General features: G+C 64.1%; 10 protein-coding genes. 4 read left to right on the forward strand and 6 right to left on the reverse strand.

Translation table 11 applies throughout. The features are described 5' to 3' along the window. Nucleotides 1-126 precede the first annotated feature (126 nt). Nucleotides 127-1,632 (forward strand): DUF1800 domain-containing protein, encoded by a 1,506-nt coding sequence (locus tag HBF26_RS08180; RefSeq protein WP_167124904.1) that lies wholly within the window; start codon nt 127-129, stop codon nt 1,630-1,632. A gap of 8 nt (nt 1,633-1,640) precedes the next feature. Next, nucleotides 1,641-2,831 (forward strand): DUF1501 domain-containing protein, encoded by a 1,191-nt coding sequence (locus HBF26_RS08185; RefSeq protein ID WP_167124906.1) that lies wholly within the window; start codon nt 1,641-1,643, stop codon nt 2,829-2,831. Between the two features lie 12 nt (nt 2,832-2,843). On the opposite strand, the gene HBF26_RS08190 is transcribed toward HBF26_RS08185, so the two are convergent. The 4 genes from HBF26_RS08190 to scpC all read right to left on the reverse strand — a co-directional run bounded on the left by HBF26_RS08190 (nt 2,844) and on the right by scpC (nt 8,836). Beyond that, nucleotides 2,844-3,278, reverse strand: coding sequence for a DUF3617 domain-containing protein (locus HBF26_RS08190; RefSeq protein WP_167124909.1), 435 nt, complete (start codon nt 3,276-3,278; stop codon nt 2,844-2,846). 76 nt (nt 3,279-3,354) lie between these two features. Beyond that, nucleotides 3,355-5,391: an alkaline phosphatase family protein gene (locus HBF26_RS08195; RefSeq protein ID WP_167124911.1), complete on the reverse strand. Its 2,037-nt coding sequence runs from the start codon at nt 5,389-5,391 to the stop codon at nt 3,355-3,357. Between the two features lie 173 nt (nt 5,392-5,564). Next, a complete protein-coding gene (locus HBF26_RS08200; RefSeq protein WP_167124913.1) occupies nt 5,565-7,208 on the reverse strand; it encodes a multicopper oxidase family protein in 1,644 nt (547 codons plus the stop codon). A gap of 113 nt (nt 7,209-7,321) precedes the next feature. After that, entirely contained in the window at nt 7,322-8,836 is a 1,515-nt protein-coding gene (gene scpC, locus HBF26_RS08205) for a succinyl-CoA:acetate CoA-transferase ScpC (RefSeq protein WP_167124915.1), read from the reverse strand. Between the two features lie 320 nt (nt 8,837-9,156). Between scpC and HBF26_RS08210 the strand changes: the two genes are divergently transcribed. Together HBF26_RS08210 and HBF26_RS08215 are read left to right on the forward strand one after the other, a co-directional pair. Continuing rightward, nucleotides 9,157-9,633, forward strand: a complete 477-nt coding sequence (locus tag HBF26_RS08210) for a hypothetical protein (RefSeq protein WP_167124917.1) — start codon at nt 9,157-9,159, stop codon at nt 9,631-9,633. A gap of 11 nt (nt 9,634-9,644) precedes the next feature. Next, a complete protein-coding gene (locus HBF26_RS08215) occupies nt 9,645-11,075 on the forward strand; it encodes an XVIPCD domain-containing protein (protein WP_167124919.1) in 1,431 nt (476 codons plus the stop codon). 39 nt (nt 11,076-11,114) lie between these two features. Here HBF26_RS08215 and HBF26_RS08220 read toward each other — a convergent pair whose 3' ends face one another. After that, entirely contained in the window at nt 11,115-12,059 is a 945-nt protein-coding gene (locus HBF26_RS08220) for a small ribosomal subunit Rsm22 family protein (RefSeq protein WP_240151255.1), read from the reverse strand. Continuing rightward, nucleotides 12,028-12,930 (reverse strand): LysR substrate-binding domain-containing protein, encoded by a 903-nt coding sequence (locus HBF26_RS08225; protein WP_167124921.1) that lies wholly within the window; start codon nt 12,928-12,930, stop codon nt 12,028-12,030. Before HBF26_RS08225 ends, HBF26_RS08220 begins: the two co-directional genes overlap by 32 nt. Nucleotides 12,931-12,934 lie beyond the last annotated feature (4 nt).

The raw sequence follows: 12,934 nt of genomic DNA on the forward strand, positions 1-12,934 counted from the left end.
GGCAGGCCGGAGGTCGTTACAAATCCATATCGCCCCTGAAGCAAGCTTTTACGAGCGCACCGCTGCCGTAAACCTTCGGGCAACCTGTCCGTTCGTTGGGAGTGTTACCCCTGTAACGGAGGTTTCATGCGATCGCTCGCCGCCTGCCTGCTGGTCCTGGCCGCCCTGCCTGTCCTGGCGGATGACGCTGCACTGCCGAAGGAAGACGCCTATTGGCTCAATCGGGTTACTTTCGGCGCCGATTCGGCCACCCTCGCCAGCTTTCGCGATCTGGGCAAGCGGCGCTTCCTCGACCGCCAGCTTCACCCGTCGGGTGACGGGCTGCCGGCGGCGATCCAGGCCCGGATCGCCGGATTCGACGCGGTGAAGACGCCCGTGACCGTGCTGATGGCCCAGGTGCGTGACCAGGCCCAGGTCATCAAGGCCATGCCCGATGGCGACGCCAAGCAGGAGGCGCGCAAGGCCCAGCAGAAGCAGGGCAACGAATACGCCCAGCAGGCGCAATCCGCCGTACTGCTCGAGGCCATCTACGACGAGAACCAGCTGCGCGAGCAGCTGGTGTGGTTCTGGCTGAACCATTTCAGCGTGTTCCGTGACAAGGGGCGTGTGCGCTGGCTGCTGGCCGATTACACGCAAAACACGATTCGCCCGCACGCTCTGGGCAAGTTCCGTGATCTGGTCATGGCCACGCTCAAGAGCCCGGCCATGCTCGAATACCTCGACAACGCGCAGAACGCACGCGACAAGATCAACGAAAACTATGCGCGCGAACTCATGGAGCTGCACACACTCGGCGTGGGCTCGGGTTACACGCAGGCCGATGTGCAGGCCCTGGCGCACATCCTGACCGGCGTGGGCGTGAACTTCGACGGCCAGCCGCGCAGGATTCGTCGCGACCTGCAGCCGTATTACCTGCAGGAGGGCGTGTTCGAGTTCAATCCCAACCGGCATGACTTCAGCGACCAGGTGCTGCTCGGCCACACGATCAAGGGCGGCGGCTTCGACGAGGTGGAGAAGGCCGTGGACCTCATCGTGAACCAGCCGGCGTGCGCGACATTCGTCTCCACGGGACTGGCGAAGTATTTCGTGGCCGATGACCCGCCGCCCGCGCTGATCGAGGCCATGGCGAAGACCTTCCGGCACACGGACGGCGACATCGCGCAGGTGATGAAAACCATGCTGACCTCGAAGTACTTCACCGCTTCGCTGGGCAAGCGTTACAAGGATCCGACCCAGTTCCTGGTCTCCGCCATGCGCCTGGCCTATGACGGCAAGCCTGTGGAAAACCCGCGGCCGCTGGTGAATTGGGTGCAGCAGTTGGGCCAGGCACCGTTCGGGCGCATCACCCCGGACGGCTGGCCGTTGGCCAGTTCGGAATGGACCAGCTCGGGCCAGGTGGCGAAACGTTTCGAGATCGCCCGCTCCATTGGCAGCGGCGCCAATCATCTCTTCGACCTCAACGACGACGGCTCGCAACACCGCGGCGGCTTCCCGCAGCTGACCACGCCGACCTACTACGCGACCATCGATCCCTTCCTCGGCCCGAAGACGCGCGACGCGCTCTCGCAGGCCACGTCGCAGCAGGAATGGAACACCTACCTGCTCTCGTCCCCCGAATTCAATTACCGCTGAGGTCCGCCATGGATCGTCGCCAGTTCCTTTTCACCCTCGCTGCCACCGTGCCCGCGCTGACCCTCGGGGGCAAGGTATTCGCCACGCCGGCCACCTCGCCTCGCTTCCTGCTAGTGTTCCTGCGCGGCGGCTACGATGCCAACAATCTTCTCGTGCCCTACGCGAGCGACTTCTATTACGAGTCGCGGCCGAACATCGCGGTGGCCCGGCCGGACCCGCAGGACGACGGCTCGGCACGCGCGCTGGACGCGAACTGGGCCCTGGCGCCGGCCGTGCTGAAGTCGATGGGGCCGCTGTGGGATCGCAAGCAGCTGGCCTTCGTTCCCTTCGCGGGCACCGACGATCTGTCGCGTAGCCACTTCGAAACCCAGGACAATATCGAATCGGGCGAGGCAGGCGACGCACGCCGCTACGCCTCCGGTTTCATGGGGCGGCTGAGCGGCGTGCTGCGCGGCGTGCCGCCGATCGCCTTCACGGATGCGCTGCCGCTCTCGTTTCGCGGCGCGGGGGACGTGCCCAACGTGTCGCTGAAGGGCAACGGCAATGCCACGTTCGACGATCGCCAGTCGAAGATCCTCGCCGGCATGTACCAGGGCACCGCGTTGCAGGCGCAGGCCGCCGACGGCCTGCAGTTGCGCCAGGACGTGGCCAACGATCTCAAGACAGAGATGACCGCGGCCAGCCGCGGCGCGGTGAACGCCCGTGGCTTCGCCCAACAGGGCGAGCGCATGGCGACGCTGATGCGCGACCGCTTCCGCCTCGGCTTCGTCGACGTGGGCGGCTGGGACACGCATGTGAACCAGGGCGGCGCGCAAGGCCAGCTCGCGAACAACCTGGATAACCTGTCGCAAGGCCTCGCGGCCTTCGCCGACGGTCTGGGCGAAAAGGAATGGAACGACACCGTCGTGGTCGTCGTCTCCGAGTTCGGCCGCACCTTCCGCGAGAACGGCAACAAGGGCACCGACCACGGCCACGGCACGACGTACTGGGTGCTGGGCGGAAAGATCGATGGCGGTCGCATCGCGGGGCAGCAGGTCGCGATCAATGCGGGGAACCTGCTGCAGAATCGCGACTATCCTGTATTGAACAACTACCGCGATGTGCTTGGCGGGCTCATGCGGCGGATGTATGGGTTGTCGGACAAGGACCTCGGCACGGTGTTCCCCGGCGCGAAGCCAACCGACCTCCGCCTGGTCTAGCGTCGCCCCCCATCAATCTTCCGGGCTGGTGCAGGCGGCGTAACGGTCGCCCTCCACCCGCGTCACCTCGCTGCCGCCTTCGGACGTGACGCTGCCTGTGTAGTGCTTGGCGCTGTCGAAATCCACATGCGCTGAAGCCGGCGCGGCGGTCTTGCAGGTGAGCTTCCACGCCAGCGAAGTACTGCGGCGTTGCTGGTCCGTGGCGGTGCACTCGCCGGCCGCCGGCGTCCACGCGGCGAACGTGGTCCAGGGATCGGCACCTTCATCCACGCAATGCCATTGCACTTCCGGTGCATCGGCCTTGCCATGGGCCACGTGCCGCACCTGGATCTTCCACAACCCCGGCATGGCACCGAAGTCGCCGGCATCGGCGTGGACGGGGGTGACCGCAGCCAACGGGATCAGGGCGATTACGCCAACGACCCATCCGAGCAGGGAAAGCTTCATCGTCGTCTACTCCTTGCATCGCGAAAACCCCGCCCGCTTGCGCGGGCAGGGTCGTTGTCTCGTTAACAGCGAATGCTCAGTCGGCAATCGCGGTGACGTCGCTGACATCCTTGTGGGCAAAGTTGAACATGTCCATGAGGTTGCCGATGGCCGGCGCGTTTACCGGGACATACGGGTTTTCCCGGAATGACACCGGGTTCGGCAGGTTGTCGCGACTGCGGGCGGAGATCTGATCCCTCAGGTTCCAGTTGGCCTCGACGAATTTGTCGAACGAGACATGGTCGTAGTACGTATGCACGACCTTGCCGCCAAGCGAGTACTTCGACACCACCAGCAGCGGGATCCGCGTGCCGTCGCCGAAGAAGTCGATCGGCTGGATGTAGCCGGAATCGTAGTAGCCGCCACCTTCGTCGAAGGTGACCATGATCGCGGTGTCGTTCCATACCCCCGGATTGGCCTCGACCATTTCGACGATCTTGCGCACGTAGCCTTCAAAGAGGTCAAGCTTCGACGAGGCCGGATGACCATCGAGAATGCCGTCCGGCTTGGCAATGGAAACGGCCGGCAGCGTGTCGTTCTGGATGTCGTCGTACAGGTCGTTGATGTCCTGGTTCTTGGCACGAAGTTCCGGGTTGGTCATGACCTGGGTGGAGTACAGGAACGGATTGCAGATGTTGCAGAAGGTGCCGCCCTCGCCGTCTTCCTTGCCGCCGGCGAAGCCCTCGCCGTAGTACTTCCAGGAAACGTTGTGCTTCTCCAGCAGCAGCGCCAGGTTTTCTTGTGTGGTCGGCGGGATGGTGAACTGGTCGTCGCCCAGCGGAGCCGGCGTGCCGTCGCCCAGGTAGCCCGGGTTGTAGTTGTTCACCAGGTAGTACGCCTTCGGCTTGCAGTCCGTGCCCCTGAACGTCTGGTACGGCAACGAACGCAGATAGTTCTTGATCTGCTTCACGCCCGGCTGGCTTTCGTCGGAGCAATTGACGTAAGAGCCACCGCTGTAACCGTCCTGCACCCACCAGTTGTTCGTACCGAATTGGGAATCCGGGTTCTCGATCTGGTTTTCCGGCGGCGTGGCGGGTTTGCCGTTCGCATCGGCGTAGTAGATCAAGGTGCCGTAGCCAAGCATGATGTGATTGGCGCCCGTGCCGCCCATCACCGACTGGTGGAAGTTGTCGCTCAACGCGTACTTCTGGGCCAGTTTCTTGAAGTAAGGCGCATCGCCCTGGGCCATGTTCAGGAACTGCATGGCGGTGGCGCCTTCACCGGTGCTCTGGTCGGTGAAGTTCGCCGGCTGCTCCTTGCCGTTGCTACCCGCGCCGATGGTGGTTTCCACCCAGGGGAAGAGATCGTTGCGACAGCCGCTGGGGTTGGTTGGGGTAGCGGCCCGGGTGTCGCAATCGAGCTGCTGCCACATCTGGAAGAAGCGATGCACGGGGCTGTTGGCGTAGGCGTCGTAGCTGATCGACGCATGCAGGTCCACCGGCGCGTTGGGTAGCTCGGCGGGGAAACGGGTGTCGACCACCTTCTTGGGCAGGCCGGTGCCGCCGACAGCGAGCATGTCGTAGGTACCATCGGGCAGGGCCGGCTCGATGGCCTGTGCCTGCGCTGCCGAAGCGAACGGTGCTTCAGTAGGTGCGCCGCCGGTATTCATCTGCGGAAGCAGCTTGTACTTGCCGGCCTTCTTCGGCGACATGTCGAACTTGCCGGTGTTCGAAGCCATGAACTGGGCGGCAAGGTCCACGTTCGGCCCCGGCGTGCCGTCGGCGTTGACGATGCCCTTGGACAGCAGGTTGTCCACGTGCTGCCCCTTCGGCGCGGTGTAGGTGCCGTAGACGTGGTCGAACGTGCGGTTCTCGCCGATCAGAAGGATCACGTGCTTGATCGGGGTGACGGTGTTGTTGCTGTTGTCCCGACCCCGGGGCGGCTTGTGCAGTACGACGATGCCACCAGGAAGGCCGGTCTGCCCCTTGAAGGGGGCCACAGGCACGTTCTGGCGGAACTGCGCGTCGTGGTCGGGTGGCGTGGTGTCCTGTGCGCTGACGATGCCGGTAAGGCCGACGGAAAGCGCGGCGATCAACAGCGGCGAAGGCCGCGTGTGGCGCAACCATGTGAGCATTGTGAATCTCTCCCTACTGGAAGTCTTCCCCCTGATGCTTGTCGAGCCAGGATGTGGGTGCCCGTCGACAGCCGTGAGCATCGGCCTGGCATGTGACGAATCGTTGGCGTGCAGGCGACAATGCGCGAGTGCGTGATGACGCTCACGTGTCAACGCAAGATGTTGCGAACAATTCAGACCAGTTCGTAAGGACGCATCATTTCGTTGTCTTCGTGCTCGAGGTAATGGCAGTGCCAGACGTACTTGCCTGGCTCGCCGTCGAAGCGCGCGACGATGCGGGTGACCATGCCGGGATCGCAGCGCACGGTGTCTTTCCAACCGGCTTCGTGCGCGGCCGGTAGTATCGGTGGCCCGGTGAACTTCAGTTCTTTCCGCGCGTTCCACGCGAAAAGGTCGAACGGACGGCGCTCCACTATCTGGAAGCGCACAAGGTGCAGATGCATGGGGTGCGCATCGCCCGTCACATTGACGAACGTCCAGGTTTCTACCGTGCCCTTCCTGGGCTTTTCGCTGATGGGATCGCTCCACATCTTTCCATCGAGCAGCATCGTCATCGGACTACCGCCCGAATCGTCTTGCTCGCCCAGTGCGAGTACGCGGTCCTGCACCGCGGTGGAAGGGTCGATGCGCTGTACCGGCCGCAAGTTGGCCGGCACCACGGAGGTATCGCGGCGGCCCTTGGCGCGAACGCGGAACTCCACGATGCCTTCGGACTGGTGACGCAGCTGCACCGACTGACCTGCGTAGGCACTGAAGTCCACGATCACCTCGGCGCGTTCGGCCGGGTAGAGTTCGATGTTCGTGCGATCGGTGGGCGCCGCCAGCAGTCCCTGGTCGCTGCCGATCTGCTGGAACGGCTTGCCGTGTGACAGCGACAGATTGAAGAAGCTGGAGTTGGCGACGTTGATCAGTCGGAAACGGTAGCGGCGCGGCTCCACGTCCAGATACGGGTACAGCTTGCCGTTGCACAGCACCGCATCGCCGTGGCATTCGGACACCCAGGGGGCCTCGGGGTCTTCCGAAACCGGGTAGTAGAGCTTGCCGCTCTTGGCGAGCAGGCGGTCGTACAGCACCAGCGGCATGTCGAATTCGCCGGAGGGGAGGCCCAGTGCCTGCTCTTCGTCGTCGTGCACCAGGAAGCTGCCGAAGAGGCCTGCGTAGATGTTCAGCCGTGTGATGCCCATGGCGTGATCGTGGTACCACAAGGTGGTGGCGTCCTGGTCACCTGGGTAAAGGGAGGTTACCGACTTGCCTGGCACGTACCAGTCTTCGGGCCAACCGTCGTTCGGCGCCGAGACACGTGCACCATGCACATGGGTGACGGTGCGAACCTCGGGTTTGGATTTCTCCGCGCCATGAATGCCGTGATCGATAGGCAGGAAATGACGGACAGGAAGCTCGTTGGCCCATTCCACAAGCACCGGCTCGTCACGTCGCGTGACGATGGTGGGGCCCGGCGTGCATCCGGCATAGCCCCATTGCGGCGTGGGTGGAAGATCCCGGTGAACCTTGGCGCTGAACGCCCGCATCGGCAGGCGATAGAGCGGCAGTTGTCGCGCACCGAACGCGGGGTGGGCACGCTTGCCGACGGGCAACGCGATCGGCGGCACCGGCAGGGCATCGACGAACTTTGCCATGGTGACCGGATTGACCAGCGGCACGTTTGGCGCGGCCAGCCCGGGCATGGTCATCCGCTGTTTCATCGGCATGGCCATCGACGCATCCATGGCGCGCGCAACGCGCCATGGTTCGACGAGAACGCATGCACCGGCGAAGCCGCCGGCGACGCCCAGGAAACGGCGTCGAGAGGTATCCATGGGAGTGGCCGTTGTTTGCTGTCGAGCAACCCACCGTAGGTCGCTGGAATGACAGGGACGTTTCAGTCCACGGCGTCAACCATGCGCAAGAAATTGCGTCGTGTTCCGCGCCGTCAGGCGCGCATCGAACCCGTGTCCAGCCAGCGCTGATGCCACGACAGCGCCTCCGGCAGCAGGTGTGGCGTGTGTTTGCCGAAGCTCGCTCGCGACGCCCGCTCGAAGTAATCCTCGAGCTGCGCCCGATAGGATGGATCCACGCAACGATCCAGGATCTGCCGGGCGCGATGCCGCGGCGGCAGGCCGCGCAGATCGGCCAGGCCGTGCTCAGTCACGATGATCGACACGTCGTGCTCCGTGTGGTCGACATGGCTCACCATCGGCACCAGTGCCGAGATGCTGCCGTTCTTGGCCGTGCTCGGGCTCAGGAAGATCGACAGGAAGCTGTTGCGCGCGAAGTCGCCGGAGCCGCCGATGCCGTTCATGATCTTGCTGCCCATGACGTGCGTGGAGTTCACGTTGCCATACAGGTCGGCCTCGATCATCCCGTTCATGGCAATGCAGCCCAACCGGCGCACCAGTTCCGGATGATTCGAGATTTCCTGGGTGCGCATGATGATGCGCTCGCGGTAGAAATCGATATTCCGCTTGAACTCTTCGTTCGCAGCCGGACTCAGGGCGAAGCCGGTGCACGACGCCACGCGCAACACGCCGTCGCGCAGCATGTCGAGCATGCCGTCCTGGATGACTTCGGTGAACGCGGCCATGTCACGGAAGCCGCTTTCGGAGAGCCCCGCCAGCACGGCATTGGGAATGTTGCCCACGCCCGACTGCAGCGGCAGCAGGTTTGCCGGCAGACGGCCCTTCTTCACCTCGTGCTGCAGGAACTCGATCAGGTGCGCGGCGATGCGCTTGCTGGTGTCGTCCACCGGCGCGAAGGGGCTGTTGCGATCGGGGCCGTGCGTACGCACGACGGCCACGACCTTGTCCGAATCTACGCGCAACGACGTCTCGCCGATGCGGTCGTCCGCATGCAGCAGCGGGATCGGTTTGCGGTGCGGGGGCAGGGCAGTGCCGTAGTACACGTCGTGCATGCCGTCGATGCCTTCCGGCTGCCAGTCGTTGACCTCGATGATCACCTTCTTCGCGAGATCCAGCCACGTCTTGTTGTTGCCGATGGACGTTGAAGGAATCAGCGAGCCGTCTTCGCGAATGCCTGCCACCTCGACCACGGCGGTATCGATATCGCCGTAGAAACCGAACCACACGTGCTGTGCCACGTGGCTCAGGTGGATGTCGATGTAATCGAGCGTGCCCGCATTGATGCGCTGGCGGGCATCCGGATCGGTCTGGAACGGCATGCGCAGTGCGATGCCGTCGGCCTTGGCCAGGGCGCCGTCGAGTTCCGGCGCGGTGGAGGCGCCGGTCATGAGGCGGATGCGAAACGCTTGGCCGGCCACGTGCGCATCCTCGATGCGGCGGGCCAGCGCCAGCGGCACGGCCTTCGGATAACCGGAACCCGTGAACCCGCTCATGGCCACGGTCTCGCCCGGCTGGATGAAGGCGGCGGCAGCCTCGGCGCTGACCACGCGGTCACGCAGGAGGGAAGAGCGGATGCGATCGGTGGACATGGACAGAATCGTGCGGCCGAAAGGGACCGGCCATTTTCTCACCGGCCGCTGGGCAGCGCATGTTCGACCATGGTGGTATGGCAACGTGTCGCAGGGGTGGTCACGGCTGAACGAAGCGAGACACGGTGCCGGAATCGCGGCCGCCCTGTTGCTACCCTAGGGCGGGCCGCGACCTGGCGGCAACGGAAGGAGTCGCGATGCCCCGGCAACGCTTGCGTCAACCCGGTTTGCTCGGCCATCCCACGCGGTTGGCCTTCGCCACCTTATTAGCCGCCTCGGCCCCGCTAACGCACGCTACCGAAGCGAAGGAGACACCCCGCATGAACGCGTCCATCGCCCACGTCACCGCCGAGCAGGCCATGCACGGCATGTTGGAACTGATCCGCACGACGCCATCGGTGGCGGAACTCACGCCGGAAGCCATGGGCGAGCGTCTGGGCCTGCCGATCAAGCGCCTGAGCACGGATCACTTCGGCTACGCGCAGCCGCTGAGCGGTGGCTGGGCCTTCAGCGTCGAGCGGCAGAAGGTGGGTGCGGTGGGGCCGCGTATCGACCTGATATTTTCCCCGATCGGTGAAGACCGCCCCGCTGCAACGCCGATCTGCACACCTGACTTTGCTCACTTCACGCAGGAACTGGAGCGCATGGGCTTCAAGCGTCAGAGTGCGCACGGTGAGCACGGGCGCTGGACCTACGATGCCTTCGACCGCCCTGGCCAACATGTCGAGGTCTATCCCCTGGTCACTGAAGGCGAGGATGCCTCGGCGGCCTGTGTGCACATGGTCCTTGTGCGCTAGAGGGGCTGGCCATGCCACTGAATGCGAAAGCCATCGCGGTTCTCCATGCGTTTGGGAGAGAACCGGGGGTCACATCCGATCAGCTGAAGAACCTGACCGATACGATCAATGCCTCGCCGGCGCTGATTGATGAGGTCAACCGCGCCGTTGACGCGGGCCACCTGCAGCGCATCGTCGCCTTGAACAACCCGCACGCGGGAGGTGAATACAACGCGCGTGCGCACGAAATGCGCCTGCCCCTCGCCAGCCTTTCCACCCCGGCCGGCGGCAGGTACGACGCGTCGGAGGCGACGTTTGTCCTTGGTCACGAATTGCAACACGGATTCAATGCGGCCGACATCGCGCAAGCCAATGGTCAGTTCACCCAAGACCTGCAGGCCGTGGCGCAATCGCGGACCACGCCCCACGACTACACGAAACCCGTGGGAGACGTGATCGCCGCGAGTCGCCGCGATGAGGCCGGTGCGGAGATCTCCGGGTGGAACGCAACGGTCAGCGCCGCACAACTCGAGGCGCAGAAGAGCCACGCGCCCCCGCCCACGCTCGAAGACATCTACAAGCGTCACCCCGCGCGCATGGACGATTTCATTCATGTGGACCGGAGCCAGCTTCCCGCGAAGTACAGCATGCGTTCGAATCTCACGGTGAACGCCGACCTGACCATGCCCTCCACGCCGGCCAATATCGAAGGCATGGGCAAGAACTACTTTGATCGGTCATCGACACTCGGACATAACGGCAATTCGTCGTATGCAAATTACTACGGCGCCTGGGCGGTGGGCTTGGCCGTGCAGTACGAGCGGCATTACGGCAACGGGCAGGCGCCCATGGCGCTCGATCTGAAGTCGCTGCACCTCGATCCGAACATCATGGCGCAGAACGGCATCTCTCTCGGCGCCAACCACAGTGCCATGCCTTATCTGGACACCAGCACGCAGCCGCCGACGCCAAGAAACTTCCCCAACTCGGCTACCTCGCACGTTTATCAGCCGGTGGTGCCAGATTCGGCACCCGTCACGCTGGATCACGTGGATCACCCAGACCATGCGCTTTTCAGGCAGACGCAGGGCGCCGTGCACCGGCTCGATGCGCAGCATGGCAGGGTGCCTGACCGGCAGAGCGAAAACCTTGCCGGTGCACTGACAGTTGCGGCTCGCGAGCAGGGCCTGAAGTCAGTCGACCACGTAGTGCTTAGTGCAGATGCGTCGAAAGCGTATGCCGTGGAGGGTCGGCTGGATTCGCCGCACAAGCGCATCGCGGAAACAGCCACGCAGCAGGCCGTCAACACGCCTATCGAGCAAAGCAGCGTCACGTGGCAGGCTCTCGCAGAGCGCACGCAACAGGCCAGCCATCAGCAGGTCGCAACGCAGCAACACGTTGCGCAGCAGGCTCCGGCACAGTCCCAGGCGCCGGTCATGTCGCACTCCATGCTTGGTCCGTGACCGCATGGTGTGGCCTTTGAGGCCTAACGCCGAGAGGCATCAGTTCGTCGGTTGGTCCAGCGAGTGCCCGACAGGCACCGCCTCAATCAAGAAAGCGTTCGCCCAACTGTAGGCGTGGACATGCGTCACGCGGACCACGCGAAACCCGGCGTCCGCAAGTTCAATGATCCAGGCAGTCTTGGACTGTTCGTGATTGGAAGGCTCGGCGGCGCGAAGTTGGCCCAGAAGCATCGGTGCAAGAAATCCGCCGGCGACGAGTTCGGCGTCTTCGCCGCAGTCCGAAGCCGCCTGTTCGTAGCGAGCCGCCAGGGAGGCGCGGTACTCGGGTGTGCCGGCCACGAGATCGGGCACGTCGAACTCGACGATGACCAGCCGGTCCACATGCGCGGCGAGCAAGCGAAGCGCGGTCTTGCGTGCATCAGGTGCGATCGACTGCAGCGCGAAGGTCGACTGCGCCATGTCCCAGTGCGCGGTGGCTGGCAGATCGGAGACAAACTGCTCCAGTGTCGTCTCGTGCCCCTCGACCATGGGCAGGTTCGCCATCAGGCTGGCGAGCAACGTGGTGTTTGGTTCGACCACATCAAGGCGGTTGATGGCGTCATCGGAAGCGCGGACCGCCGGTGCGAGCGCCATGCCGTCACCTGCGCCGATGTCCAGCAACGAATGCGGGCGATGGGTGGCGTATATGCTCGCCAGTTCCGCGCTTACGGCGTCGTAGAGTGCACGATTGCCATCACCTCGAATGAAGCGTTCGAACGCGCGCGGCTGGTCATAGGCATTGGAAACCTCGCTGCCGGCCAGTGTGTGGAGCAGGCCTGCGGCCATGTGCGAGCCGCGCTCCGACGCCATCGCCAGCAGATCGCGCGCTTCGCCGTCCTTTCCAGCCTCGAGTGCCGTGAGCGCGTTCGCCAGGAGGTTTGACCATTCTTGTGTATTCATGATCATCGATCCTCTACGTTTCGAAGGTGCCGGGAGCGAGGGCATCGACCATGTAATCGATGAAGCAGGTGATGCGCGAGGCGAGTGTCGTATTCCGGTAGTAGACGGCATTGATCGACTGCCGGACATCGAGTGTCGACTTCGGCAGCACCTGCACCAGATTCCCGGCCTTGCGATCGGCCGCCGTCAGGAAGTCGGACAGGCAGACGATGCCTTCGCCAGCTAACGCCAACTGCCGCAGGGTTTCGCCACTGGACGATGCGAGATTGGGGCGGATGTGCAGCGGATTGCCACCCGCATCGCGCACCGGCCACTGGTTGAGGGACTCCGGCTGTGTGAAACCTAGCAGCGAATGGGCGGCCAGATCCGCAACTTGCTTGGGCGTCCCGGCGCGCTCCAGGTAGGCCGGGCTGGCCAGCAAGCGCAAACGGCTGGTGCCGACCGGGCGCGCGTGCAGCGTCGAGTCCTTCAGCGGTCCAATGCGGAACGCCACGTCGGTGCGCTTCTCCAGCAGGTCGGTGATGCCCTCATTGCTGGCAAGTTCCAGTTCCACCTTCGGGAACTGCTTCCGGAATCCACCGATGCGCGGCACGATGACGTGCAACATGAAGGGTGTGGCTGCGTCCACGCGCAGACGCCCAACCGGCTGTTGCCGCCGCGCGGCCATCTGCTCCTCGGCCTCCTCGACCGAATCCAGGATGGCGCGGGCCCTGCTCAGAAAGGTCGCGCCTTCTTCCGTGAGCTCAAGCCGGCGGGTGGTCCGACGCAGCAACGTCGTTTCCAGTTTGGCTTCCAGGCGACCCAGGGTGCGGCTGATGCCGGAGATCGTTTGTTCCAGATGCTCGGCGGCCGCCGTGATCGAACCCGTATCCACGACGGTGGCGAAGGCCTGAAGCTCAGTCAGCGTGATCTTCACTATT

The sequence above is a fragment of the Luteibacter jiangsuensis genome, assembly GCF_011742555.1.
GTDB classification, from domain to species: Bacteria; Pseudomonadota; Gammaproteobacteria; order Xanthomonadales; family Rhodanobacteraceae; genus Luteibacter; species Luteibacter jiangsuensis.

Excerpts from the sequence above, each read along its gene's own strand:
- HBF26_RS08200 (WP_167124913.1), bottom strand. The coding sequence starts at position 7,208 with ATGGATACCTCTCGACGCCGTTTCCTGGGCGTCGCCGGCGGCTTCGCC.
- HBF26_RS08195 (WP_167124911.1), bottom strand. The coding sequence starts at position 5,391 with ATGCTCACATGGTTGCGCCACACGCGGCCTTCGCCGCTGTTGATCGCC.
- HBF26_RS08210 (WP_167124917.1), top strand. The coding sequence starts at position 9,157 with ATGAACGCGTCCATCGCCCACGTCACCGCCGAGCAGGCCATGCACGGC.
- HBF26_RS08190 (WP_167124909.1), bottom strand. The coding sequence starts at position 3,278 with ATGAAGCTTTCCCTGCTCGGATGGGTCGTTGGCGTAATCGCCCTGATC.
- HBF26_RS08220 (WP_240151255.1), bottom strand. The coding sequence starts at position 12,059 with ATGCCCTCGCTCCCGGCACCTTCGAAACGTAGAGGATCGATGATCATG.
- HBF26_RS08185 (WP_167124906.1), top strand. The coding sequence starts at position 1,641 with ATGGATCGTCGCCAGTTCCTTTTCACCCTCGCTGCCACCGTGCCCGCG.
- HBF26_RS08180 (WP_167124904.1), top strand. The coding sequence starts at position 127 with ATGCGATCGCTCGCCGCCTGCCTGCTGGTCCTGGCCGCCCTGCCTGTC.
- HBF26_RS08215 (WP_167124919.1), top strand. The coding sequence starts at position 9,645 with ATGCCACTGAATGCGAAAGCCATCGCGGTTCTCCATGCGTTTGGGAGA.
- scpC (WP_167124915.1), bottom strand. The coding sequence starts at position 8,836 with ATGTCCACCGATCGCATCCGCTCTTCCCTCCTGCGTGACCGCGTGGTC.